Origin of the sequence: Actinacidiphila oryziradicis (assembly GCF_005047355.1) — a bacterium.
Taxonomy (GTDB): domain Bacteria; phylum Actinomycetota; class Actinomycetes; order Streptomycetales; family Streptomycetaceae; genus Actinacidiphila; species Actinacidiphila oryziradicis.
Genome location: NZ_SUMC01000012.1, coordinates 155,799 through 179,925, shown reverse-complemented (window position 1 = coordinate 179,925; position 24,127 = coordinate 155,799). Strand labels below are relative to the sequence as shown.

Here is a 24,127-nt window from a genome sequence, read left to right as displayed (position 1 = left end):
CCTCGACCCCATCGAGGCCTACTGGGAGAAGCACGGCAAGCCGGCGCAGTACCCCTCCGGCACCTGGGGCCCGGTCGAGGCCGACGAAATGCTCGCACGAGACGGAAGGAGCTGGCGGCGGCCATGAAAATCGACCTGGTGGATACCACTTCATCCAAGATCAACAACGGTCTCATCAAGGCCCGCCGCACCATCGGCACCCCGGCGGTCGGCATGGTGCTCACCCTCGTCATCGTCACCGACGAGGGCAGCGCCTATGACGCCATCAAGGCTGCGAGCGACGCCTCCCGGGAGCACCCCTCCCGGATCCTTGTGGTCATCAAGCGGCCCGGCCGCTCTCCGCGCGACAAGGCCACGGCCCGGCTGGACGCCGAGATCCGGGTCGGCTCCGACTCCGGCACCGGCGAGACCGTGCTGCTGCGGCTGCACGGCGAGCTGGCCGCGCACGCCGAGTCGGTAGTGCTTCCGCTGCTGCTGCCCGACGCCCCGGTGGTCGTCTGGTGGCCGGAGGACGCGCCCGAGAACCCGGCCGAGCACCCGCTGGGCCGGCTGGCGCAGCGCCGGATCACGGACGCCTCGGCGGCCGAGGACCCGGTGGCGGCCCTGGAGGTACGCGCGGCCTCGTACGCTCCTGGCGACACCGATCTGGCCTGGACCCGGGTCACCCCCTGGCGCAGCATGCTCGCCGCCGCGCTGGACCAGAAACACTCCAGGATCACCGCCGCGGTGGTCGAGGGCGAGGCCTACAACCCCAGCACCGAGCTGCTCGGGCTCTGGCTCGCCGACCGGCTCGAAGTGTCCGTCGAGCGCCGGATCTCCGACGGCCCGGGGCTCACCGCCGTAACGCTGACCACGGCTGACGGCGACATCTCCCTGGACCGGGCGGACGGCGCTCTCGCGGAGCTGGCCATGCCGGGGCAGCCCGACCGGCGGGTCGCGCTCAAGCGGCGGGACACCGCCGACCTGATCGCGGAGGAACTGCGCCGCCTCGATCCGGACGACATCTACAAGTCGTCGGTGAAGTACGGCGTCAAGCGGCTGGTGCACACCGGGACCGCCCGGGCGGCCACGGCCGCTGATCCGGCCCCGTCACCCGCCGCGGCCGGATCCGGGCACGGGGCGGCAGCCCCCAAGCCGGCTCCCCCGGCTGCGGCTCCGGCACCTTCTCCGAAGCAGGCGGCCGCGGAGGAAGCCAAGTGACTGCTCCTCAAGTTGTCGTTCACCGCGACAAGGAGCTGATGGCAAAGGCCGCGGCGGCCAGGCTGATCACGAAAATCGTGGACGCTCAGGCCGCCCGCGGCTCCGCCTCCGTCGTCCTCACCGGCGGTCGCAACGGCAATGCCCTCCTCGCCGCCCTCGCCGACGCCCCGGCCCGGGACGCGATCGACTGGCCCCGGCTGGACATCTGGTGGGGCGACGAGCGCTTCCTCCCGGAGGGGGACCCGGAACGCAACGTCACGCAGGCCCGCGAGGCCCTGCTCGACAACGTCCCGGTCAACCCCGCGCGGGTGCACCCCATGCCCGCCTCCGACGGCCCGGAGGGCTCTGACGTCGAAGCGGCGGCAGCGTCCTACGCAGCCGAACTCGCCGCGGCCGCCAGCCCTGAGGAACGTGGCGGGGTGCCTGCCTTCGACGTGCTGATGCTCGGTGTGGGCCCCGACGCCCATGTCGCGTCCCTCTTCCCCGGCCACCCCGGTGTCCGCGAGACGGACAGCACCGTCGTCGGCATCCACGGCGCCCCCAAGCCGCCGCCGACCCGTATCTCGCTCACCCTCCCGGCCATCCGTGCCGCCCGCGAGGTCTGGCTCCTCGCGGCCGGCGACGACAAGGCCGGCGCCGTCGCCATCGCCCTTTCCGGCGCCGGTGAGATTCAGGCCCCGGCTGCCGGTGCCTACGGGCGCAGCCGCACCCTCTGGCTTCTGGACCGGGCGGCTGCCGCGAAGCTGCCTCCGCAGCTGTATCCTCCGGCCTCGGCGTAACCGGGGCCCACAACAATCGCCGGGCGGGCTGTGATCAGCCGCCCGGCGATTGGCGTACAGCCCCCGGCTCCGACGAGTTCGGACACCGCCGGACTTCGCCGTCGCGACGGAAAACAGTAGCCGCCGCAACGGCGAGAGCCGAGACGGCGGCAACCGGCGGTGTTGAACCCAGCGCAACCCATGAGGGAGCGCCCTCGCCGGGCAGGCCGGGGAAATCCGGCCTGCCCGGCGAGGGCGAGGGTCAGCGGCCGCGCAGCTCGCGGTAGCGGCGCACCAGCGCCTTGGTGGAGGCGTCCAGCCCGGGGACTTCGGCCCCCTCTGTGAGTGCGGGCTCAATCCGCTTGGCGAGGACCTTGCCGAGCTCGACGCCCCACTGGTCGAAGGAGTCGATGTTCCAGACCGCGCCTTGCACGAACACCTTGTGCTCGTAGAGCGCGACAAGCTGCCCCAGCACCGACGGGCTCAGCTCGCTCGCCAGGATCGTGGTCGTCGGGCGGTTCCCCCGGAATGTCTTGTGGGGTACCAGTTCGGCCGGTACGCCCTCGGCGGCAACCTCTTCCGGGGTCTTGCCGAAGGCCAGGGCCTGGGTCTGGGCGAAGAAGTTGGCCATCAGCAGGTCATGATGGCCGGCCAGCTCGCCGAGCTCGTCAATGGGCTTGGCGAAGCCGATGAAGTCGGCCGGGATGAGCTTGGTGCCCTGGTGCAGCAGCTGGTAGTAGGCGTGCTGGCCGTTGGTGCCGGGGGTGCCCCAGACCACCGGGCCGGTCTGCCAGCTGACAGGGTTGCCCTGCCGGTCGACGGACTTGCCGTTGGACTCCATGTCGAGCTGCTGCAAGTACGCCGTAAACCTTGCCAGGTAGTGGCTGTACGGCAGCACCGCGTGTGACTGGGCGTCGTGGAAGTTGCCGTACCAGATCCCGAGCAGCCCGAGGAGCAGCGGTACGTTCTCCTCGGCGGGCGCGCACCGGAAGTGCTCGTCGACGAGATGGAAGCCGGCGAGCATCTCGCGGAAGTGCTCTTCGCCGATGGCGACCATCAGGGACAGGCCGATGGCGGAGTCGTAGGAGTAGCGGCCGCCGACCCAGTCCCAGAACTCGAACATGTTGTCCACATCGATGCCGAACTCGGCGACCTTCTCCGCATTGGTGGAGACCGCCACGAAGTGCTTCGCGACAGCCGCGTCGTCGCCGAGCGCGGCCAGCAGCCAGTCGCGGGCCGAGGTGGCGTTAGTGATGGTCTCGATGGTGGTGAACGTCTTTGACGCGACGATGAAGAGCGTTTCGGCCGGGTCGAGGTCGCGTACGGCTTCGTGGAGGTCGGCGCCGTCGACATTGGACACGAAGCGGAACTGCAGGTCACGCGCACTGTAGGGGCGGAGCACCTCGTACGCCATGGCGGGGCCGAGGTCGGAGCCGCCGATACCGATGTTGACGACGTTCCTGATGCGCTTGCCGGTGTGGCCGGTCCATTCGCCGGAGCGGATCCGGTCGGCGAAGACCCCCATCCTGGTGAGCACGTGGTGAACGCCGGGAACGACATTGTGCCCGTCGACCTCGATGACCGACGAGAGGGGGGCGCGCAGGGCGATGTGCAGCACCGCGCGGTCCTCAGTTGTGTTGATCTTCTCGCCGCGGAACATCGCGTCCCGGAGCTCGGCCACCCCGATGGCGGATGCGAGTTCGCGCAGCAGTTCCAGGGTCTCGTCGGTGACGAGGTGCTTGGAGTAGTCGATGTGCAGATCGCCGACCTGGAGCGTGTAACGGCTGGCGCGCTCCGGGTCGGCGGTGAACAGCTCACGCAAGTGGGTATCCGCGAGCTGGTCACGGTGCTTGCCGAGCGCGTGCCACTCGGGGCGCTGGTCGAGTCGGGTGGGCGTGTGGCCCTGCGCATGTGTTTCGGACATCAGTCCACTCCTCGTCGTGCTGGCTGCAGCTCCAAACTAATTGATTCCTCGCCAGAGTGAGATCCGAGTCCGGGTATGAGCGCCACCGCCGCGCAGCCGAAGAACCCGGCCGCCAGCAGCGCGGGAGTGTTCAGGCCCCACGCGGCGGCTGCCGCGCCGCCCAGCAGAGCCCCGAGCGGCGCGCCCGCGATCGACGTGGTGCGATTGGCGGCGCTGATCCGCCCGAGCAGGGCGGCGGGCGAACGCTCCTGCACCAGGGTGGCGTGATTGACATTCCAGAGCATGCCGCAGCCGCCGTATACGGCCATGACGGTGATGGCGACCGGCAGACTCCGCGTGCTGCCGAGCACGACCAGCAGCACCGTCTGCAGGACCAGACCGGACGCCAGGACCCGGGTGCGGCCCAGCCGGGCGGATATCCGCCCGGCGACCACTCCCCCGAGCGCGCTGCCGACGCCGTACGCCGTGAGGACAGCGGCATAGCCGCCGTGCCCGGCGTGCAGCCATCCCGTCACATGCAGTACGAGCGTGGCGACCAGCGCCCCCACTCCGGTGTTGGCAAGAGTGTTGGCGGCACAGAGTGCCCGCAGCACCCGGTCCTGCCACAGCACCCGTATGCCCTCGGCGATGTCCCGCCGGAGCGTCCGTCCGGCCGGGCGTGCCGCGCGGCCGGGTGCGGGGATCCGTATCGACGCCACCAGCCCGGCCGCGATCACGTAGGTGACCGCGTCCACTCCGAAGGGCAGCGCGGCCGACACCCCGATGAGGACGGGCACGAGCGGCGCGCCGAGGAAGGTGCCGGCCACCACCTGGCCCGTCATCAGGCGGGCGTTGGCGCGGCCGATGCCGTCGGCCGGGACGACCGAGGGCAGGAGCGCGGTCGCCGCGTTGTCGAACAGCGTCTGCAGGCAGGTCAGGGCAAAGGCCAGTCCCAACAACAGCACTATGCCTGCCTGGTCCAGCCACACGGCGACGGCGAAGGCGGCCACCAGCGCGCCGCGCACCGCATCGACGGCCCACATGGCGCGGCGTTGGTCCACCCGGTCGGCGACCACGCCGCCGAGCAGCCCGAAGAGGATCCACGGCACATACCCGGCGGCGGTGACCAGCGACACCAGCAGCGGGGAGTCGGTGAGCCCGACCGCCAGCAGTGGCAGCGCGGCATTGCGCAGGGCGTCCCCCAACCGTGAGACGACCGCCGCGGACCACAGCCGGCTGAACTCATCCATGCGCAAAGCTCCCCCTCCGACCCGGACATTGATCGTTGTGACGACCGTAGCCGCAGCCACTGACAGCGCCCCGCCCTCGCTCCTGCGCCGGGCCGCCGGGCCGCACCGCTGGACTTCTCGCCGTCGGGAGGGAAACAGATCCGCCGCGACGGCGAGCAACCCGAATGGCGCGGCCCGGCAGTTGAGAACTCACCGCACCGACTGGTGCGAGCTCTCGCGCGGGCGCCCTGAGCCGGCTGTCAGCCGCTCAGCAGCCGCGCCAGGGCGACAGCGCCCATGCCGCCGTCCCGGACGGGGACGACTTGCAGGCCCATCTCCTCGGCGCGGGCCGTGACCCGGCCGAGGAGCGGCCCGGCCGGGCCCAGCAGACCGCCGGTGGCGACCAGCGGTTCGTCGTCGTGAAGATCCAGGGCGGCGACGGTGGCGCCGAGTTCGTCCGCCGCGTCGTCGAGCAGGGCCATGGCGACCTCGTCACCGGCCTCCTCGGCCGCCACGGCCAGCGGACTCAGCCGGGCCAGCCGGACGGGTGGTTCGGCGTAGGCGGCGGGGACGATGAGCGCCCGTAGGCGTTCCCGTTCGCCCTGGCCCGGCCGTTCCCGGGCGAGGTAGGGGCCGCCCTGGGACGGTAGGTAGTGCGCCGCGACCCGTTCGACGAGTGAGGTCCACGGACCGCGGCCGTCCAGCGCGCGCAGCGCCGCCCGGATGACCTCCCGGCCGAGCCAGAAGCCGCTGCCTGCGTCGCCGAGGAGCCAGCCGTCGCCGTCAGCGAGCGCGGCGCGCCGGCGGTTCTCGATGCGCGCCGCCACGGCGCCGGTGCCGGCGATCAGCACCAGCCCGTCGGTGGGAGCGCCGGGGGCGGCGGCGAAGGCGATCTCGATGTCCCCGTAGACCGCCACGTCCTCGGCGGCGATGCCGGCTCCGCCGAGCGCCGCCCGCAGGCAGGACTCGGCGAGCCGGCGTCCGGCGTCCCGTGAGGCGCCCGCGAAGCCGCCCGCCACGGCCCGGACAGCGGAGCGGTGCTCCGGCGGCACAGCGGCCTCGATCGCGGCGCTGAGATGCCGGATCACTTCCGCCTGTCCGGTGCTCAGGGCGTTGGCGGGGCCGCCGACGCCCTCGCCGAGCACAGCACCGTCGGGTGCCGCCTCAGCGAGGTACGCCCGGGTCCTGGTGCCACCCGCGTCGATGCCGATCACCAGGGAGCGGCTGTGATTGTCATTCATCTCCCCGCATCGTGATCCATGGATCCGGCCGGTACAAGAACCCCGCCGGTCCCGCCGCCCGGCCGTCCGGCGCCGGGCGGTGAAATCACCCGTGCGGGTGAGCCAGGTCGTTCGTATTCACCCACGAGACCGGCTCGGCGGGTACGGCAGTCTGCAGCCCGAAATGCCTCAGGGTACTGCCGTATGCCTATCCCGGTCGGACGCCCCATATGCCGAGCAAGAAAGCGCCCACAAAAGAGATAGGCCCGGCCCACGAGGGAACGTCGAAGAGACGTCCTTCGCGGGCCGGGCCTTGGTGCCTTGGTGCCTGCCCCTGCCCGGATCAGATCTCGCCGCGCAGCTTCGCCAGCGCCTCGGCGAGGATCGCCTCGCCGTCGGCGGCGCTGCGCCGCTCCCGCACATATGCGAGGTGTGTCTTGTACGGCTCGGTGCGCGGCGGCGCCGGTGGATTCTCCTCGTCCTGCCCGGCCGGGAAACCGCAGCGGGGGCAGTCCCAGGTCTCCGGGATCTGCGCGTCGCTGGCGAAACTCGGCTGGGTCTCGTGCCCGTTCGAGCACCAGAAGGAGATGCGAAGGCGCGGCGCGGACTCGCCGCGCTCAGCCTCTCCCATCGGCCCCGCTCCGACCCGACTCCCTCGGATCGCGTTGCCACTTGCCACGGTCGTAACTCCCTGCGTGATGGTGCTGCGAGGTCGCCATTTTACGGGGACCTTACGTGCCGTCCAGCGGCTGGGCATCGACCCGGCCCCCGAGGACGCCGTTCCCATGATAGGTCCGCGTTCGCGACGAGGCGTCAGTTCTCCCCGGAAGCACGGGTTTACGGCGTCACGCTTACTTCTGGAACTTCAACAGCAGACCCAGCGCGACAATGCAGGCAAACCACAGCAGACCGATCACCACAGTGATCCGGTCAAGATTGCGCTCCGCCACCGAGGAGCCGCCGACGGAGGACTGCATGCCGCCGCCGAACATGTCGGAGAGGCCGCCGCCCTTTCCCTTGTGCATCAGCACCAGCAGCAACAGCAACAGGCTGAAGACGATGAGGGCAATGGAGAACCCGACTACCACAGCTGGACCAACTCTCTCGGTGACCTTAGGACGACGCGGGGCCGGACGGGCGGAAAAGCCGGTCCGGCCCCGACAGGGTACTTCGCACATGGCCTGATGGCCTACTGGCGCGAAACTTACTCTGACTGCTTCCTGGCCCGCTTACTGATCGCGGAAGCGGACGATCTTCACGAATTCCTCCGCGTCCAGCGCCGCGCCTCCGACCAGGGCCCCGTCCACGTCCGGCTGCGCCATGATCGCCGCGACATTGCCGGACTTCACCGAGCCGCCGTACTGGATGCGGACCTTGTCCGCCAGCTCCTGGTCGTACAGCTCCGCCAGCCGGCCGCGGATCGCCCCGCAGACCTCCTGGGCGTCCTCGGGCGTGGCGACCTCGCCGGTGCCGATCGCCCATACGGGCTCGTAGGCGATGACAATCGATTCCGCCTCGGTGGCCGGAATGTCCTTGAGGGCGCCGTCGACCTGCGCGAGGGTGTGCGCGACCTGATTGCCCGCCTTGCGGACCTCCAGGCCCTCGCCGACACACAGGATCGGGGTGAGTCCGTGCCGGTAGGCGGCCTTGATCTTGGCATTGACCAGCGGCTCGTCCTCGCAGTGGTACTGGCGGCGCTCGGAGTGACCGACTGCGACGTAGGTGCACTTCAGCTTCGCCAGCATCGAGCCGGAAATCTCTCCGGTGTACGCGCCGGAGTCATGCGCGGAGAGATCCTGGGCGCCGTACTTGATCTTCAGCTTGTCGCCGTCGACCAGGGTCTGGACCGACCGCAGGTCGGTGAAGGGCGGCAGGACGGCGACCTCCACGGCGTCGTAGTCCTTGTCGCTGAGCGCGAAGGCGAGCTTCTGGACGTGCGCGATGGCCTCAAGGTGGTTGAGGTTCATCTTCCAGTTGCCCGCCATCAGCGGGGTGCGCCCGGTTTTCTCGGTTGAAGCGGCCATGTGTGGTCAGTCCTCCAGTGCGGCGAGGCCGGGGAGCGTCTTGCCCTCGAGGTATTCGAGGCTCGCGCCGCCGCCGGTCGAAATATGGCCGAAAGCGTGCTCGTCAAAGCCGAGGATGCGTACGGCCGCGGCCGAGTCGCCGCCACCGACCACGGTGAACGCTGGGCTGTCGATCAGTGCCTGGGCGACCGCGCGGGTGCCTTCGGCGAAATCGGGGTGCTCGAAGACGCCCATCGGACCGTTCCAGAAGACGGTGGCCGCGTCGGCGAGCTTCGAGGCGAAGAGCTTGCGGGACTCCGGACCGATGTCCAGACCGATGAGGTCGGCCGGGATGGCGTCGGCTGGTACCACGGTCGGATGGGTCGCGACCGGGTTCTTCAGATCCGGGAAGCCGTCCGCCGCGACGACATCGAGCGGCAGCACAAACTCCACGCCCTTGGCCTTCGCCCGCTCCAGGTACTCGATGACGGCCGGGATCTGGTCCTCCTGCAACAGGCTGCTGCCGACCTCATGGCCCTGGGCCTTCAGGAAGGTGTACGCCATGCCCCCGCCGATGAGGATCCGGTCGGCCTTGGAGAGCAGATGGTCGATCACGCCGAGCTTGTCGGAGACCTTGGCGCCACCGAGCACGACCGCGTACGGGCGTGCCACCTCCTCGGTGAGCTTCTTGAGCACACCGACCTCGGTGGCGATCAGGTCGCCCGCGGCATGCGGCAGCCGCGCCGGCAGGTCGTACACCGAGGCGTGCTTACGGTGCACGGCACCGAAGCCGTCACCCACGTACAGGTCCGCCAGCGAGGCCAGCTGGTCGGCGAAGGCGCCGCGCTCGCCGTCGTCCTTGCTGGTCTCGCCCGGGTTGAAGCGCAGATTCTCCAGCAGTACGACATCGCCGTCGGCGAGGGCCGCCACAGCGGCCCGCGCGCTTTCCCCGACAGTGTCGGTTGCGAATGCGACTTCGCCGCGCACAGAGGAGGCCAGCAGCTCGCCCAGCCGCTTGGCGACCGGCGCGAGCGAGAACTGCGGGTCGGGCGCGCCCTTGGGGCGGCCCAGGTGCGAGGCGACGATCACCTTGGCGCCGGCGGCGGCGAGTTTGGTGATGGTCGGGACGGCGGCACGGATCCGGCCGTCGTCGGTAATGGTGTCACCCGAAAGGGGCACGTTCAGGTCGGCGCGGACGAACACCCGCTTGCCGGAGACGCCTTCTTGAAGGAGGTCGTCGATCGTCTTCATCCTTGGCTCCTAGGTCATGGGACAGGGCCCGGACGACTTTGGCTGTCGTACGGACCCTGTCCTCATCGCATCGCGGTACTAGAGCTGGCCACCGATGAAGGTGGTCAGGTCGACGAGACGGTTGGAGTAGCCCCACTCGTTGTCGTACCAGCCAATGACCTTGACACTCTTGCCCTGGACCATCGTCAGCAACGAGTCGAAGGTGCAGGAGGCCGGCATGTTGACGATGTCCGAGGAGACGATCGGGTCCTCGGTGTACTCCAGGTAGCCCTTGAGCTGGCCCTCGGACGCCTTCAGGAACGCGGCGTTGACCTCGTCCTTGGAGACCTCGCGCTCCAGCTCCACCACCAGGTCGGTGACCGAACCGGTCGGAACCGGGACGCGCATCGCGATGCCGTCCAGCTTGCCTGCCAGCTCCGGGATCACCAGGGCGGTGGCCTTGGCGGCACCGGTCGTGGTCGGGATGATGTTCTCGGCGGCGGCCCGCGCACGGCGCAGGTCGCTGTGCGGGAAGTCCAGGATGCGCTGGTCGTTGGTGTACGCGTGAACCGTGGTCATCAGGCCCTTGACGATGCCGAAGTTCTCCAGCAGCACCTTCGCCATCGGCGCCACACAGTTCGTGGTGCAGGAGGCGTTGGAGATGATGTGGTGGTTGGCGGCGTCGTACTTGTCGTTGTTGACGCCCATCACGATGGTGATGTCTTCGTCCTTGGCGGGCGCCGAGATGATGACCTTCTTGGCACCGCCCGCGATGTGCTTGCCCGCGTCCGCGGCCTTGGTGAAGATGCCGGTGGACTCGATGACGATGTCGACGCCGAACTCGCCCCACGGGATGTCGGAGGGGTTGCGCTCGGAGAGCACCTTGATGGTCTTGCCATCGACCGTGATGGTGTCGGCGGTGTGGCTCACCTCGGCCTTGAGACGGCCCAGGATGGTGTCGTACTTGAGCAGGTGCGCGGTGGTAGCGGTGTCGCCCAGGTCGTTGACAGCCACGATCTCAATGTCCGCACCCTGCTCCAGGGCTGCACGGAAGAAGTTGCGACCGATGCGACCAAAGCCGTTGATGCCTACGCGGATCGTCACGAACCGATCTCCTCGCTAATTCGCCGGAATCCACTCCGGCTGCGACGTATGGGATGTCCCCGACCCACCACGACCCTACCGCGCCAGGGGGTCCCGGGTGACATCGACCACGCGGCTCCCCGCGGGGTTGTGGGCAGTCGTTCCGCGAGTCGGAACGACTGCCCACAACCCGGGAAACGCAGCCCGGCCGGCGGGGGGGCGACCTGGGGTCTGCCGGACAGGCCCCCTAGCCGACCATTTCCTCCGTCAGCGTCGACTCCGTCCCCGGAATGCCCAGGTCCTGTGCCCGCTTGTCCGCCATCGCCAGCAGCCGCCGGATGCGCCCGGCCACCGCGTCCTTGGTCAGCGGCGGCTCGGCCAGCGAGCCCAACTCCTCCAGCGACGCCTGCTTGTGGTCCATACGGAGCCGCCCCGCCGCCGCGAGATGCTCCGGCACCTCCTCGCCGAGGATCTCCAGCGCACGCTGCACACGGGCACCGGCCGCGACCGCCGCCCGGGCCGACCGGCGCAGATTCGCGTCGTCGAAGTTGGCGAGCCGGTTGGCCGTCGCCCGGACCTCCCGCCGCATCCGGCGCTCCTCCCACGCCATCACCGACTCATGGGCGCCCAGCCGCGTCAACAGCGCGCCGATGGCGTCACCGTCCCGGACGACGACCCGGTCCACATTGCGCACCTCGCGCGCCTTGGCCGCGATCTGCAGCCGCCGCGCCGCGCCGACCAGCGCGAGGGCCGCCTCCGGCCCCGGGCAGGTGACCTCCAGGGAAGACGACCGCCCCGGCTCGGTGAGCGAGCCGTGCGCCAGGAAGGCTCCGCGCCAGGCGGCCTCCGCGTCGCAGGTGGCCCCGGAGACGACCTGCGGGGGCAGCCCGCGGATGGGGCGGCCCCGGCCGTCGACGAGGCCGGTCTGACGGGCCAGCTGGTCGCCGCCGGCGACCACCCGGACCACGTACCGGCTGCCGCGCCGCAGCCCGCCCGGGGCCATCACCACAAGATCCGAGGAGTGCCCGAAGATCTCCAGAACGTCCTTGCGCAGCCGCCTCGCGGCGATCCCGGTGTCGAGTTCCGCCTCGATCACAATGCGCCCGCTCACCAGATGGAGCCCTCCGGCGAACCGCAGGATCGCCGAGACCTCCGCCTTGCGGCAGCAGGTCCGGGTGACGGGAAGCCGGGAGATCTCGTCCTTCACCGCAGCCGTCATCGCCATGGGCCGATCCTTCCATGCATACGAAAAATCCGGTCGTACGCGGCTGCGAGCTGTTCCGGGTCGTGCCGCGGCCCGTCGGGGGCGGCGACCCGGGCCAGCTCGACCGTGCCGGACAACCGTTCGGCGGCCTCGGCGAGGCTCTCGCGGTCGGGCACGGCGGCCTCATCGGCCAGCACCACGTCGATGGTGAGTTTAGGGGCGTGTCGGGCCAAAACCTCCAAGTGACGCTGCGGAGAAAACCCGTCCGTCTCCCCCGGCTGGGGGGCGAGATTGAGGGTCAGCACCTTCCGCGCCCTGGTCTCCATCAGCGCACACACCAGATCGGGCACCAGTAGGTGCGGCATCACGGAGGAGAACCACGAACCCGGACCGAGAACCACCCAGTCGGCGTCAAGAACCGCCTGCACGGCCTCCGGAACGGCCGGCGGGTCGCTGGGTACGAGTTGCACCTCCTGCACCTCGCCGGGGGTGAGTGCGACAGTCGCCTGGCCCCGTACGGTGGTGATCTCGTCCGGCGCGGCCGGGTCGTGACCGCGTACGGACGCCGTCAGCTCCAGCGGCACCGCCGACATGGGCAGCACCCGGCCATGGGCGCCGAGCAGCCGGCCGACCCATTCCAGGGCTGCCACCGGATCGCCGAGCTGCTCCCACAGGGCGACGATCAGCAGATTGCCGACCGCGTGGCCGTGCAGGTCGCCCCCGCTGGCAAACCGGTGCTGGATCACCCTGGCCCACGTCCGGCCCCATTCGTCGTCGCCGCAGAGTGCGGCCAGCGCCTGGCGGAGGTCTCCGGGGGGCAGTACGCCCATCTCCTCGCGGAGCCGGCCGCTGGAGCCGCCGTCATCGGCGACGGTGACCACGGCGGTGAGCTCCTGGGTGATCCGGCGCAGGGCCGAGAGCGAGGCGGACAGACCGTGGCCGCCGCCGAGCGCCACCACTTTGGGCGTCGCTCCGGAGCGGCCTGCGGAACGCCGCAGCCGCCGGGCCGTTCTGATCACTCGCGCCCCATGTCCCGGTGGACCACTACGGTCTCGACGCCGTCCGCCGACAGCCGGGCGGCGAGTCGCTCGGACATCGCGACACTGCGGTGCTTGCCGCCGGTGCAGCCGACCGCGATGGTGACATAGCGCTTGCCCTCGCGGCGGTAGCCGGCGGCGATGATGTGCAGCAGCTCGGCGTACCGGTCGAGGAAATCCTTGGCGCCGGGCTGGTTGAAGACATAGGTCGCGACCTCGTCATTGAGGCCGGTGAACGGGCGCAGTTCGGGCACCCAGTGCGGGTTGGGCAGGAAGCGGCAGTCCGCCACCAGGTCGGCGTCGACCGGGAGCCCGTACTTGAAGCCGAAGGACATCACGGTGGCCCGCAGCTCGGGTTCCTCGTCGCCGGCGAACTGTGCGTCCATCTTGGCCCGCAGCTCGTGGACGTTGAGGCTGGAGGTGTCGATCACCAGGTCGGCGTCGCCGCGCAGCTCGCCCAGCAGCTCGCGCTCCTTGGCGATGCCGTCCACGATCCGGCCGTCGCCCTGCAAGGGGTGCGGGCGGCGTGAGGACTCAAAGCGGCGCACCAGGGTGTCGTCGGACGCCTCCAGGAAGAGCACGCGCCGCCTGACACCCTTGGCATCGAGGTCGGCGAGGGACTCGCGGAGATTGTCGAAGAAGCGGCGTCCGCGCACGTCCACCACCACCGCGATGCGCGCCACATTGCCCTGGGAGCGCGCGCCGAGGTCCACCATGGTGGGGATCAGGGCGGGAGGCAGATTGTCCACCACGAACCAGCCGAGATCCTCCAGGCATTTGGCCGCCTGACTGCGGCCGGCCCCGGACATTCCCGAGATGATCACGAGTTCGGGGATCGCCTCAGCGGCCTCGGCCGCTCCGCCCGTCGTCACTTGTGCTCCGTCTCCGTCGATCTCATTCATGACCCGTACCCCCGTTCCGATGAGGCGGTCGCCGGTTCGGCCGGCCCCTCTTCCTCGATGATCTCTCCTGTGGCTGTGTTCACCGCGGGTGCGGGCTGTGCGGCCCCGGCGAGCGCCGCGAGCACCGTCTCGGCGGTGCGGCGGCCGATCCCGGGTACCTCGCAGATCTGCTCGACCGTCGCGACGCGCAGCCGCTTCAGCGAACCGAAGTGCTTGAGCAGGGCCTGGCGGCGGGTGTCGCCGAGCCCGGGAACGGAGTCCAGGGCACCCGCCTTCATCGACTTGGAGCGCTTGCTGCGCTGGTAGGAGATGGCGAAGCGGTGCGCCTCGTCCCGGATCCGTTGCAGCAGATACAGGCCCTCGCTGGTGCGCGGCAGGATCACCGGGTCGCCCTCGCCGGGCAGCCAGACCTCTTCGAGGCGTTTTGCGAGGCCGCAGACGGCGACATCCTCGATGCCCAGCTCGTCCAGGGCCTTCTTGGCGGCGGCGACCTGCGGCTGCCCGCCATCGACAACCACCAGCTGTGGCGGATAGGCGAATTTCCGGGGGCGCCCGGTCTCGGGGTCGATGGGACCGCCCACGGCCTCGTCGACCTCACCGTCCACCCACTCGCCGGTCTTCTGCTTCTCCAGCAGATAGCGGCGGAAGCGCCGCGAGACCACTTCGTGCATGGATCTCACGTCGTCCTGGCCCTCGCCGTGCCAGATTTGCGTGTCTCCGACACGGCCCTTGATCTGGAAGCGGCGGTACTCGCTCTTACGGGCCAGCCCGTCCTCGAAGACCACCATCGAGGCGACCACATCGTCCCCCTGGAGGTGGGAGATGTCGAAGCACTCGATACGCAGCGGTGCCGAGTCCAGATCCAGCGCCTCGGCGATCTCCTCCAGGGCGCGGGAGCGGGTGGTGAGGTCGGAGGCGCGCTTGGTCTTGTGGAGTGCGAGCGCGTGCTGGGCGTTGCGCTGCACCGTGGCCATCAGGTCCTTCTTGTCGCCGCGCTGCGGGATGCGCAGGCTGACCTGCGCGCCCCGACGGCTGCTGAGCCACTCCTGCACTGGTTCGTACGCCTCGGGCAGGGCCGGCACCAGCACCTCCTTGGGTACTCCGCCGCTCCCGGCCACTCCCCCGGCGTCGCCCTGCTCATCGCCGTACAGCTGCTGCAGGGCGTGCTCGACCAGTCCGGCGGTGTCGACGGCCTCGACCTTGTCGGTGACCCAGCCGCGCTGGCCGCGCACCCGGCCGCCGCGTACGTGGAAGATCTGCACGGCGGCTTCGAGTTCGTCCTCGGCGACGGCGATCAGATCGGCGTCGGTGGCGTCGGCGAGGACGACGGCGTTCTTCTCCATGGCGCGCTTCAGCGCCTCTATGTCGTCGCGGAGCCGGGCCGCCCTCTCGTACTCCATCTCGGCGGCGGCATCCTTCATCTGCTGCTCCAGGCGGCGCAGATACGTTCCCGTACGCCCGGCCATGAAGTCGCAGAATTCCTCGGCGAGTTCGCGGTGCTCCTCGGCGGTGACCCGGCCGACGCAGGGCGCCGAGCACTTGCCGATGTAGCCGAGCAGGCAGGGGCGGCCGATCTGCGCGGAACGCTTGAAAACCCCTGCGGAGCAGGTCCGTACGGGGAAGACGCGGAGCAGGAGATCGACGGTCTCGCGGATCGCCCAGGCATGGGCGTACGGCCCGAAGTAGCGCACGCCCTTGCGCTTGGGGCCGCGCATCACCTGAGCGCGGGGGAATTCCTCGCCAATGGTGACGGCGAGGGAGGGATAGCTCTTGTCGTCGCGGTACTTGACGTTGAAACGGGGGTCGAACTCCTTGATCCAGGAGTACTCCAGCTGGAGCGCCTCGACCTCGGTGCCGACCACGGTCCACTCGACGGAGGCCGCGGTCAGCACCATGGTGCGGGTGCGGTGGTGCAGATTGGCGATGTCCTGGAAGTACGAGGAGAGCCGCTGGCGCAGGCTCTTCGCCTTCCCGACGTAGATCACACGGCCATGCTCGTCCCGGAATTTGTACACGCCGGGAGAGTCGGGGATCTGCCCCGGCTTGGGACGGTAGCTGGAAGGATCGGCCATGTCACCACCCTACTGAGTTGGGGTGACATTCCCGTTGCCTCAGCGGTTCGGGCCGGCAACCAGCTTGTCACCCTTGACCTTGATACGGGCAGCCGCCAGCCGGGGCGGGGCTCCCGGTCCGGGACGAAGTACCGATCTTGCGATCTGCGCCATACGTCCCGAAACCGGGGGCCGCCGGTCAGGCCTGGGCGGCCGCGCGCTTGCGGGGTGCCGCACGCTTCTTCACCCGGGCGGCGGGTACCGACGGGGCATCGGACACCCGCTCCGCGCCGAGGACGTCCCTCAGGAACTTGCCGGTGTGGCTCGCTCCGACCGCCGCGATCTGCTCCGGGGTGCCCTCGGCGACAACCAGGCCGCCGCCATTGCCGCCCTCGGGGCCCATGTCGATGACCCAGTCGGCGGTCTTGATGACATCGAGATTGTGCTCGATGACGATCACCGAGTTGCCTTTGTCGACCAGTCCGGACAGCACCTTGATCAGCTTGCTGATGTCCTCGAAATGCAGACCGGTGGTCGGCTCGTCGAGCACATAGACCGTGCGTCCGGTGGAGCGCTTCTGCAGCTCGGACGCCAGCTTCACCCGCTGCGCCTCGCCGCCCGACAGTGTCGGCGCGCTCTGCCCGAGCCGCACATACCCCAGCCCGACCTCGGTCAGGGTGCGCAGATGCCGGGCGATGGTCGGCACGGCCTCGAAGAAGTCCAGCCCCTCCTCGATCGGCATGTCCAGCACCTCGGCGATGGACTTGCCCTTGTAGTGCACTTCCAGCGTCTCGCGGTTGTAGCGCGCCCCGTGGCAGACCTCGCAGGGGACATAGACGTCCGGCAGGAAGTTCATCTCGATCTTGATGGTGCCGTCGCCGGAGCAGTTCTCGCAGCGGCCGCCCTTGACGTTGAAGGAGAAGCGGCCCGGCAGATAGCCGCGGACCTTGGCCTCCATCGTCTCGGCGAAGAGCCTGCGGACGTGGTCGAAGACACCCGTGTACGTCGCCGGGTTGGAGCGCGGGGTACGCCCGATGGGCGACTGGTCGACGTGTACGACCTTGTCCACCAGATCGTCTCCGGCGACGCGGGTGTGCCGCCCGGGGACGCTGCGCGCGCCGTTCAGCTCGCGTGCCAGGTGGGTGTAGAGAATGTCATTGACCAGGGTGGACTTGCCGGAGCCGGACACTCCCGTCACCGCGGTCAGAACGCCCAGCGGGAATGACACATCGATGTCCTGCAGATTGTGCTCACGGGCCCCGTGCACGGTCAGCTGCCGCTTGCGGTCCACCGGGCGGCGTACGTCAGGAGTCGGGATCTCACGCTTGCCGGAAAGATACTGGCCGGTCAGCGACTCCTTATTGGCCAGCATGTCCTTCAGGGAACCGCTGTGCACCACATGGCCGCCGTGCTCGCCGGCGCCGGGACCGATGTCGACCACCCAGTCGGAGGCGCGGATGGTGTCCTCGTCGTGCTCGACGACGATCAGGGTGTTGCCGAGGTCGCGCAGCCGCACCAGGGTCTCGATGAGCCGGTGGTTGTCGCGCTGGTGCAGCCCGATCGACGGCTCGTCGAGCACATAGAGCACGCCCACCAGGCCGGAGCCGATCTGGGTGGCGAGCCGGATGCGCTGCGCCTCGCCGCCCGAGAGCGTGCCGGCCGCGCGATTGAGCGAGAGGTAGTCCAGGCCGACATCGACCAGGAACTTCAGCCGCTCGTTGACCTCCTTGAGCACCCGCTCGGCGATCTTCTTGTCCCGGGCGTCCAGCTTCATCGCACCCAGGAAGTCCGAGCAGTCACTGATGGACATCGCGGAGATCTCGGCGATGGACCGGTCCTGGATGGTGACCGCCAGCACGATCGGCTTGAGCCGCGTCCCCTCGCAGGTGGGGCAGGGCACCTCGCGCATATAGCCCTCGAAGCGCTCACGGCTGGAGTCGCTCTCGGACTCGGAGTGCCGCCGCTTGACGAAGGGGATCGCGCCCTCGAAGGAGGTGGTGTACGAGCGCTCACGCCCGTAGCGGTTCTTGTAGCGGACCGCGATCTGCGTCTTGTGGCCGTGCAGCAGCGCCTTCCTGGCACGCTGCGGCAGCCCGGCCCACGGAATGTCCGTACGGAAACCCAGCTCGTCGGCGAGGGCGCCAACGAGTCTCTGGAAGTACTCCCGGGTGTGTCCGAGGGACCAGGGAGCGATCGCGCCCTCGTCGAGGGACTTCTCCTCGTCCGGAACGATCAGCTCGGGGTCGACCTCCATACGGGTGCCGATGCCGGTGCACTCCGGACAGGCACCGAAAGGCGAGTTGAAGGAGAAGGAGCGCGGCTCCAGCTCCTCGAAGGAGAGGTCGTCGTACGGGCAGTAGAGGTGCTCGGAGAACATCCGCTCACGCTGCGGGTCGTCCTCCGGGAGGTCGACGAAGTCCAGGATGACCATGCCGCCGGAGAGCCCGAGCGCGGTCTCGACGGAGTCCGTCAGCCGGCGCTTTGCGCTGTCCTTCACCGTCAGGCGGTCGATGACCACCTCGATGGTGTGCTTTTCCTGCTTCTTCAGCTTCGGCGGGTCGGTGAGCTGGACGATGGTGCCGTCCACCCGGGCCCGGCTGTAGCCCTTGGTCTGCAGATCGGAGAAGAGGTCGACGAACTCGCCCTTGCGCTCGCGCACCAGCGGGGAGAGCACCTGGAAGCGGCTGCCCTCCTCCAGGTCGAGCACCCGGTCGACGATCACCTGCGGCGACTGCCGGGAGATGGGTCGGCGGCATTCGGGGCAGTGCGGCTTGCCGATGCGGGCGAAGAGCAGCCGCAGGTAGTCGTAGACCTCGGTGATGGTGCCCACGGTGGAGCGCGGATTGCGCGAGGTCGACTTCTGGTCGATCGAGACGGCCGGGGAGAGGCCCTCGATGAAGTCGACGTCGGGCTTGTCCATCTGGCCCAGGAACTGCCGTGCGTAGGAGGAGAGCGACTCGACGTACCGGCGCTGCCCCTCGGCGAAGATCGTGTCGAACGCGAGCGACGACTTGCCCGACCCGGAGAGCCCGGTGAACACGATGAGCGAGTCCCGGGGGAGGTCGAGCGAGACGTTCTTGAGGTTGTGCTCGCGAGCGCCACGGACTGTGAGTCGATCGGCCACGCCAGTGCGCACCTTTCATGGGAAAAGGGAGAGATGACGCCCCCCAGACAGCCTAAACGGGGTGCCGCCGAGTTTTCTTCCAGTTACGACACCGCGAGCCTATAGCACGCACATTCGATTTACTGACTTCAGCCATCATGTTCACCCGATCGAGTGGCACGCGCTAGCGTCAAAGGAGAGAAGTCGATCGCTCACCCCGGAGGCTCCCGTGTCTGTCCAACGACCAGATCCCGACGGCGACGCGGCCGCCGTACACGAAGCGACCGGACTACTGATCCAAACGGCCTCCGTCCTCCCCGCATCCGCCATCGCGGAGCCCTCACTGCTGGCCGGCTGGACCCGCGGCCATGTCCTGGCCCACCTCGCCCGCAACGCCGACGCCTGCACCAATCTGCTCACCTGGGCCCGCACCGGCATCGAGACCCCCATGTACCCGAGCGCCGAAATCCGCGACAAGGACATCGAGGACGGCGCGGGCCGCCCGCTCACCGACCAACTCGACGACCTGCGCATCTCCGCCGACCGCCTCGCCATCGCCATCGAAGAGACCCCCGCCCAGGCCTGGGCGGCGCAGGTCACGATGCGCTCCGGCCAGGTGATCGCCGCAGCCGAGGTCCCCTGGCGGCGGCTGGTCGAGGTCCTCTTCCACCACATCGACCTCGGTATCGGTTACACCTGCGACCAGCTCCCCCCGGACTTCGCCGCCCGCGAACTCGCCTCCCTCGTCGACGGCCTCTCCGGCCACGAGGGCATCGCCCCGGTACGCCTCCACGAGACCGACAGCGGCGAGAAGTGGGACATCGGCGCCGCCAACGAGCCCGACCTCACCGTCACCGGCCGCCGCAGCGCCCTGCTCGGCTGGGTCAGCGGCCGCAGCAGCGGCGGCGGCCTCACCGTCCAGCCCGACCTGCCGCTGCCCGCCCTCCCGCCACTAAGCTGACGCCCATGACCTACAGCGGCGAAGTCAAGGTCGGCGGCGTACCCGACGTGCACGAGCTCACCGACCTCATCATCACCAAGGTGGCGGTCGGCCCCATGTCCAACAACGCGTACCTGCTGCGCTGCCGCGACACCGACCAGCAGCTGCTCATCGACGCCGCGAACGACCCGGACACCCTTGCCGAGGTGATCGGTGCCGACGGCCTCGCCTCCGTCGTCACCACCCACCAGCACGGCGACCACTGGCAGGCGCTCCGGTCCGTCGTCGACGCCACCGGAGCACGCACCTACGCGGGGCGGTACGACGCCGAGGGCATCCCGGTCCCCACCGACGTCCTGGTCGATGACGGCGACACCATCCGCGTCGGGCGTGTCGAGCTCACCGCCCGCCACCTCATCGGCCACACCCCCGGCAGCATCGCCCTCGTCTACGACGACCCGCACGGCCACCCGCACCTCTTCACCGGCGACTGCCTCTTCCCGGGAGGCCTCGGCAACACCCGGGGCGAGGCGACCGCTTTCGCCTCCCTCTTCGAGGGAGTCAGGGCCAAGCTCTTCGACGCCCTTCCCGACGAGACCTGGGTCTACCCCGGGCACGGCGACGACACCACGCTGGGCGCCGAGCGCCCGCACCTCGACGAATGGCGCGAGCGGGGCTGGTAGCCGGTAGAGGGCGCCGTCACCGGCCGTGTCCGCAGGGGCAGCAGGGGCGGGCTACGAGACGGCTATGAGCCGGGTGTCGCCGTTGGCGACGCCACGAAGAACGTAGCTCCAGTCCGTGTGTGCCAGCCACGGCTTCTCCATGAGCTGGGCCGTCCATTCGACGAGTTCGGCCCAGGTTCGGATGTCGACGGCGGGGATGGGGTAGGAGCCGGCTTCAGGAGTCAGGTCGCAGGCCGCGTGATGTGCCTGCCAGCGGACCGGCTGAGGGAGCTCGAAAAGGCCGGCGGCCAGGTAGCTCCGCACACTTTCGGCGGAATCGTCATCCTTGATGTCCCTCGGCCGACGTCCGGCGGCTGCGCTCTCCTCCGCCGCCACGGCGTCGTTGTCGATCCACAGGTAGCCGGCCCCGTCACCGATGGGCTCCTTGCAGGCGTCACATATGAGTGCGAGATCGTTGGCCATGCTTCTCCGTACGCAATTCGAATGCCCGGCCCCGCCCGCGGGCCGGGCCGGGCCGGTTGTTGCCGATGCCTACGGTGGCAGCTTGATCAGCCGGCCCGCGAGCGGGCTTGCCAACCAGCCCACGACTGTGATCGGGGCGACGGCGTCAACTGCGGCGCGCAACGCCTACCTGTACCAGTACTCGACGCCGTGGTGGCGGCTGCACGTCCCCTGGAAATGGGCACTGTACGAGTAGGTGCCGTCCAGACACATCGCCGTCGCCCCGGGCGGATGCCATGAGCCCGCGCGACAGGTGCCCACCGTGTGGTGCGCACAACTGGCGGCCGGAGCCGTCGTGACCGGCGCCGCGTGCGTCGTCGCGACGGTGGGCGGCCTGGTGGTCGCGCGAGCCGGCGACGGCTTCGCCGCCCTCGTGGCAGCCTTGGTCGTAGTGGTCCTCGTCGCCGGTGCTGTCGTCGAGGCCGACGCCGTCTCTTCAAGTGCGGTCTTCGTCGACGCGCTCGGCGCGACCGTGGATATCGCTGCGGTCTTCTTGTCGTTGCCGCCGCCTCTTGCCGCGATGACAGCGATGAGCACCGCCAAGAACGCCACGGCAAAGATGGCGAGCGTCTTCCCCCAGCCACTTCTCGGCCCGGCCGGCTGCGGCTGCGACTGCTGCCAGCCCTGCCCCCACTGGCCCGGTGTCTGCGCCATGTTCCCCCCAAATGGTTCCCTCGGATGAGGGAGCATTCCAGGACACGCCCGGTGTTGGACCGCAATCACGCACATGGTTGTCAGGTCGTGACAGATGGGGCACCAGCAGCACCGACCGCCGTTCGCTACTGGCGGTAGCGGCGGCCGACCTCACCTGTGTCGGTCAGCCACCAGGGCTGGACCGTTTCCGCCTCCGCGGGGTCGAGTCGCGCGGCCTCCTCGCGGTCCAGACGGGCGTCCAGCTCGGCGGTCTTCGTACGTTCGATACGCCACCACTGGGCGAAGACGGCGAGCAGGAAGGGGAGGGAGACCAGCTCGGCGATGACCAGCATCAGGCCGCCGCCGATCATCTGGTCATGGTGGAGGTCTCCTGCCCACACAGGGTGATGAGCGGTGTACCAGTGGCCCGCGACGAGGGTGCCGCTGGTCATGACGACAATGCCCGGGACGGAGTCGAAGAGCCCGTCGAGGAAGACCAGGGCCGCGCGGACGGGGTGGGTGCACCAGCGGGGCAGCATTTCCTGGCCGGTGAGCATGGGCAGCACGAACAGGCAGCCGGTGAGCAGCAGCTGCAGGTGCATGAGCTGGCGGACGGCGTCACTGCGCAGGGCGGTCCCGAAGTACGGAGTGAAGTAGATCGTCAGTTCTGAGACGAGGACGAGGACCGAGCTGACCAGAGGGTAGGTCAGCAGGCGCAGCGAACGCGGGGACCAGGTGGTCAGGCCCAGCGGGTCGCCGAGAGCGAGACCGAGGGGGGCGATGAGGTCGAGCATGATGTTCTGGACGGCGGCGGGCCAGAAGAGCACCTCGTCGTAGACGGCGAGGGCGGACATGGTGGCGAGCACGATCGTGCCGAGGCCCAGCACCGCGAAGGCCGCGCTGCGCCAGAGCGGCCAGTCGCCGCCCGCGCGGCGGCGTCGCCGCACCCCGGCCGCGTAGAGGGCGCCGAGCAGGACGACGGCGGCGAGCGATACGGAGTCGAGCCGCCAGGTCTCCAGGAATCGCGGGAGCGTCAAGGCGCCGAGGGTGTTCACCGATTCCGCTCCTTTGTTGTGGACGTGCGGTACCGGCGAACACCGTAGTCGTTGGTCGTGTGTGACCTACGCCTCGCCCTCTGCTTCCGGTCCGCCCATGGGCCGTATCGCCGCCGCTTCGGCCGCCGGTACGGCGATCGAATTCTATGATTTCTTTGCCTATGGCACCGCCGCCGCGTTGGTCCTGGGACCGCTGTTCTTCCCCGATTTCTCGGCGATGGCCGGGACGCTCGCCGCGTTCGGGACGTTCGGGGTCGGGTTCGTGGCGCGGCCGTTGGGTTCGATGCTCTTCGGACACTTCGGTGACCGGCTCGGGCGGCGGCCGGTGCTGGTGGCGTCGCTGATGCTGACCGGGCTGGCGACGACCGCCGTCGGTTTTGTGCCGACGTACGACAGGATCGGGGCGGCCGCGCCGGCGATCCTGATCGCGCTGCGCTTCTTGCAGGGGCTGGGCCTGGGCGGCGAGTGGGGCGGAGCGGTGCTGCTGACAGCCGAGCACGCTCCGCGCGGGCGGCGGGGGCTGTGGGCCAGCCTGCCGCAGACGGGGCCGGCAGTGGGGTTTGTGCTGGCCAACGGGATCATGCTGGTGCTGTCCGGGTGGCTGACCGACGCACAGTTCCGCGACTGGGGCTGGCGGGTGCCGTTCTGGGCGGCGGGGGTGCTCGCGCTGGGCGGGCTGTGGCTGCGGGCGGCGCTGCCGGAGTCTCCGGACTTCGCTGCGGCGGCCGAACGGGGTCAGCTGGCCCGGCTGCCGCTGGGCGAACTGCTGCGGGACCACTGGCGGCTGGTGCTGCTGACGGCGGGGGCGGTGGCCGGCGGCTACGCCGTCTTCTACACGGTCACGACCTGGTCGTTGTCGTACGCGACCGAGCGGCTCGGCATGGACCGTACGGTGGCGTTGGGCGCTCTGATGGCCGGTGTCGTCGTGAAGGGCGCGGCCACGCCCTTCGTCGGGCTGCTCGGGGACCGTTTGGGGCGGCGGCCGCTCGCACTGGCCGGGACCGCTGCGGCGGGGGTGGGGATCTTCCCCTTTATCTGGCTCCTCGCTACCGGCTCAGCGCCCGCGATGGCACTGGGCGCTGCCCTGGAGCTGCTCGCCTTCATCACGGCCTTCGGCGTCCTCGGAGCGTATGTGCCCGAGCTGTACGAACCTCGGCTGCGCTGCACCGGGGCCGGGTTCGGCTACAACCTGGGCGGCATTCTGGGCGGTGCGCTCACCCCTTTGGCGGCCACCCGACTGGCACAGGGCGAGGGCACTCCCTGGGCGGTCGCGGCGTATGTGGCGATGATCGCGCTGCTCAGCCTGGCCTGCTTCGCCGGGCTGCCCGACACAATGACCGGGGGCGCCGGCGAGGGTGATCTCGTCGGCGCCCCGGCCTGAGCTGTGCGATG

Annotated in this window: 23 protein-coding genes; 7 read left to right on the top strand and 16 right to left on the bottom strand. The window is 69.6% G+C overall.

Going from position 1 to position 24,127, the window contains the following annotated elements:
- The 3 genes from FCI23_RS15955 to pgl form a co-directional block, all read left to right on the top strand.
- A partial coding sequence (locus FCI23_RS15955; protein ID WP_136724545.1) for a hypothetical protein occupies nt 1–127 on the top strand: 127 nt, incomplete at its 5' end.
- Nucleotides 124–1,200: a glucose-6-phosphate dehydrogenase assembly protein OpcA gene (gene opcA / locus FCI23_RS15950; protein ID WP_136724544.1), complete on the top strand. Its 1,077-nt coding sequence runs from the start codon at nt 124–126 to the stop codon at nt 1,198–1,200. The genes FCI23_RS15955 and opcA, both read left to right, overlap by 4 nt.
- Nucleotides 1,197–1,979, top strand: a complete 783-nt coding sequence (gene pgl / locus FCI23_RS15945; protein ID WP_136724543.1) for a 6-phosphogluconolactonase — start codon at nt 1,197–1,199, stop codon at nt 1,977–1,979. Before opcA ends, pgl begins: the two co-directional genes overlap by 4 nt.
- A 241-nt stretch (nt 1,980–2,220) precedes the next feature.
- On the opposite strand, the gene pgi is transcribed toward pgl, so the two are convergent.
- The 13 genes from pgi to uvrA all read right to left on the bottom strand — a co-directional run bounded on the left by pgi (nt 2,221) and on the right by uvrA (nt 18,944).
- On the bottom strand, nt 2,221–3,882 hold the full coding sequence (gene pgi / locus FCI23_RS15940; protein WP_136724542.1) for a glucose-6-phosphate isomerase: 1,662 nt from the start codon (nt 3,880–3,882) through the stop codon (nt 2,221–2,223).
- The gene (locus FCI23_RS15935; protein ID WP_136724541.1) at nt 3,882–5,111 is read right to left on the bottom strand and encodes an MFS transporter; all 1,230 of its coding nucleotides are present in this window, start codon (nt 5,109–5,111) and stop codon (nt 3,882–3,884) included. The genes pgi and FCI23_RS15935 overlap by 1 nt, the downstream gene beginning before the upstream one ends.
- A gap of 239 nt (nt 5,112–5,350) precedes the next feature.
- Complete coding sequence (locus FCI23_RS15930) at nt 5,351–6,331, bottom strand: N-acetylglucosamine kinase (protein ID WP_136724540.1); 981 nt, start codon at nt 6,329–6,331, stop codon at nt 5,351–5,353.
- Between the two features lie 322 nt (nt 6,332–6,653).
- Nucleotides 6,654–6,989 carry an RNA polymerase-binding protein RbpA gene (locus FCI23_RS15925; RefSeq protein ID WP_073497103.1) on the bottom strand — a complete coding sequence of 112 codons (336 nt, stop codon included), beginning with the start codon at nt 6,987–6,989 and terminating at the stop codon, nt 6,654–6,656.
- A 172-nt stretch (nt 6,990–7,161) separates the two neighbouring features.
- Nucleotides 7,162–7,398, bottom strand: coding sequence for a preprotein translocase subunit SecG (gene secG / locus FCI23_RS15920; protein ID WP_136724539.1), 237 nt, complete (start codon nt 7,396–7,398; stop codon nt 7,162–7,164).
- 141 nt (nt 7,399–7,539) lie between these two features.
- Nucleotides 7,540–8,334, bottom strand: coding sequence for a triose-phosphate isomerase (gene tpiA / locus FCI23_RS15915; RefSeq protein WP_136724538.1), 795 nt, complete (start codon nt 8,332–8,334; stop codon nt 7,540–7,542).
- Between the two features lie 6 nt (nt 8,335–8,340).
- The gene (locus FCI23_RS15910; protein ID WP_136724537.1) at nt 8,341–9,564 is read right to left on the bottom strand and encodes a phosphoglycerate kinase; all 1,224 of its coding nucleotides are present in this window, start codon (nt 9,562–9,564) and stop codon (nt 8,341–8,343) included.
- Nucleotides 9,565–9,642: 78 nt separating this feature from the next.
- Nucleotides 9,643–10,647 (bottom strand): type I glyceraldehyde-3-phosphate dehydrogenase, encoded by a 1,005-nt coding sequence (gene gap, locus FCI23_RS15905; protein WP_136724536.1) that lies wholly within the window; start codon nt 10,645–10,647, stop codon nt 9,643–9,645.
- Between the two features lie 226 nt (nt 10,648–10,873).
- Complete coding sequence (gene whiA, locus FCI23_RS15900) at nt 10,874–11,851, bottom strand: DNA-binding protein WhiA (RefSeq protein ID WP_136724535.1); 978 nt, start codon at nt 11,849–11,851, stop codon at nt 10,874–10,876.
- The gene (locus FCI23_RS15895; protein WP_407645967.1) at nt 11,842–12,846 is read right to left on the bottom strand and encodes a gluconeogenesis factor YvcK family protein; all 1,005 of its coding nucleotides are present in this window, start codon (nt 12,844–12,846) and stop codon (nt 11,842–11,844) included. Before FCI23_RS15895 ends, whiA begins: the two co-directional genes overlap by 10 nt.
- Nucleotides 12,846–13,769: an RNase adapter RapZ gene (gene rapZ, locus FCI23_RS15890; RefSeq protein ID WP_136724534.1), complete on the bottom strand. Its 924-nt coding sequence runs from the start codon at nt 13,767–13,769 to the stop codon at nt 12,846–12,848. Before rapZ ends, FCI23_RS15895 begins: the two co-directional genes overlap by 1 nt.
- The gene (gene uvrC / locus FCI23_RS15885; RefSeq protein ID WP_136724533.1) at nt 13,766–15,841 is read right to left on the bottom strand and encodes an excinuclease ABC subunit UvrC; all 2,076 of its coding nucleotides are present in this window, start codon (nt 15,839–15,841) and stop codon (nt 13,766–13,768) included. Before uvrC ends, rapZ begins: the two co-directional genes overlap by 4 nt.
- A 178-nt stretch (nt 15,842–16,019) precedes the next feature.
- Nucleotides 16,020–18,944, bottom strand: a complete 2,925-nt coding sequence (gene uvrA, locus FCI23_RS15880; protein WP_136724532.1) for an excinuclease ABC subunit UvrA — start codon at nt 18,942–18,944, stop codon at nt 16,020–16,022.
- 208 nt (nt 18,945–19,152) lie between these two features.
- Here uvrA and FCI23_RS15875 point away from each other — a divergent pair, with 208 nt between their 5' ends.
- Both FCI23_RS15875 and FCI23_RS15870 read left to right on the top strand, forming a co-directional pair.
- A complete protein-coding gene (locus FCI23_RS15875; protein ID WP_136724531.1) occupies nt 19,153–19,884 on the top strand; it encodes a maleylpyruvate isomerase family mycothiol-dependent enzyme in 732 nt (243 codons plus the stop codon).
- A gap of 5 nt (nt 19,885–19,889) precedes the next feature.
- Nucleotides 19,890–20,546 carry an MBL fold metallo-hydrolase gene (locus FCI23_RS15870; RefSeq protein ID WP_136724530.1) on the top strand — a complete coding sequence of 219 codons (657 nt, stop codon included), beginning with the start codon at nt 19,890–19,892 and terminating at the stop codon, nt 20,544–20,546.
- A 51-nt stretch (nt 20,547–20,597) separates the two neighbouring features.
- On the opposite strand, the gene FCI23_RS15865 is transcribed toward FCI23_RS15870, so the two are convergent.
- Entirely contained in the window at nt 20,598–21,008 is a 411-nt protein-coding gene (locus FCI23_RS15865; RefSeq protein WP_136724529.1) for a hypothetical protein, read from the bottom strand.
- A gap of 165 nt (nt 21,009–21,173) precedes the next feature.
- Nucleotides 21,174–21,260: a DUF3761 domain-containing protein gene (locus tag FCI23_RS59600; RefSeq protein ID WP_246143737.1), complete on the bottom strand. Its 87-nt coding sequence runs from the start codon at nt 21,258–21,260 to the stop codon at nt 21,174–21,176.
- Between the two features lie 49 nt (nt 21,261–21,309).
- Here FCI23_RS59600 and FCI23_RS59595 point away from each other — a divergent pair, with 49 nt between their 5' ends.
- Entirely contained in the window at nt 21,310–21,729 is a 420-nt protein-coding gene (locus FCI23_RS59595) for a hypothetical protein (RefSeq protein ID WP_136724527.1), read from the top strand.
- A gap of 97 nt (nt 21,730–21,826) precedes the next feature.
- Here FCI23_RS59595 and FCI23_RS15850 read toward each other — a convergent pair whose 3' ends face one another.
- On the bottom strand, nt 21,827–22,735 hold the full coding sequence (locus FCI23_RS15850) for a cytochrome c oxidase assembly protein (protein WP_136724526.1): 909 nt from the start codon (nt 22,733–22,735) through the stop codon (nt 21,827–21,829).
- Between the two features lie 97 nt (nt 22,736–22,832).
- Here FCI23_RS15850 and FCI23_RS15845 point away from each other — a divergent pair, with 97 nt between their 5' ends.
- On the top strand, nt 22,833–24,116 hold the full coding sequence (locus FCI23_RS15845) for an MFS transporter (RefSeq protein WP_136724525.1): 1,284 nt from the start codon (nt 22,833–22,835) through the stop codon (nt 24,114–24,116).
- Nucleotides 24,117–24,127: the final 11 nt, after the last annotated feature.

Coding starts and splice junctions, on each gene's coding strand:
- opcA (WP_136724544.1), top strand. CDS start 124: ATGAAAATCGACCTGGTGGATACCACTTCATCCAAGATCAACAACGGT.
- pgi (WP_136724542.1), bottom strand. CDS start 3,882: ATGTCCGAAACACATGCGCAGGGCCACACGCCCACCCGACTCGACCAG.
- FCI23_RS15935 (WP_136724541.1), bottom strand. CDS start 5,111: ATGGATGAGTTCAGCCGGCTGTGGTCCGCGGCGGTCGTCTCACGGTTG.
- FCI23_RS15930 (WP_136724540.1), bottom strand. CDS start 6,331: ATGAATGACAATCACAGCCGCTCCCTGGTGATCGGCATCGACGCGGGT.
- tpiA (WP_136724538.1), bottom strand. CDS start 8,334: ATGGCCGCTTCAACCGAGAAAACCGGGCGCACCCCGCTGATGGCGGGC.
- FCI23_RS15910 (WP_136724537.1), bottom strand. CDS start 9,564: ATGAAGACGATCGACGACCTCCTTCAAGAAGGCGTCTCCGGCAAGCGG.
- whiA (WP_136724535.1), bottom strand. CDS start 11,851: ATGGCGATGACGGCTGCGGTGAAGGACGAGATCTCCCGGCTTCCCGTC.
- rapZ (WP_136724534.1), bottom strand. CDS start 13,769: ATGAATGAGATCGACGGAGACGGAGCACAAGTGACGACGGGCGGAGCG.
- uvrC (WP_136724533.1), bottom strand. CDS start 15,841: ATGGCCGATCCTTCCAGCTACCGTCCCAAGCCGGGGCAGATCCCCGAC.
- FCI23_RS15870 (WP_136724530.1), top strand. CDS start 19,890: ATGACCTACAGCGGCGAAGTCAAGGTCGGCGGCGTACCCGACGTGCAC.
- FCI23_RS15865 (WP_136724529.1), bottom strand. CDS start 21,008: ATGGCCAACGATCTCGCACTCATATGTGACGCCTGCAAGGAGCCCATC.
- FCI23_RS59600 (WP_246143737.1), bottom strand. CDS start 21,260: ATGTGTCTGGACGGCACCTACTCGTACAGTGCCCATTTCCAGGGGACG.
- FCI23_RS15845 (WP_136724525.1), top strand. CDS start 22,833: ATGGGCCGTATCGCCGCCGCTTCGGCCGCCGGTACGGCGATCGAATTC.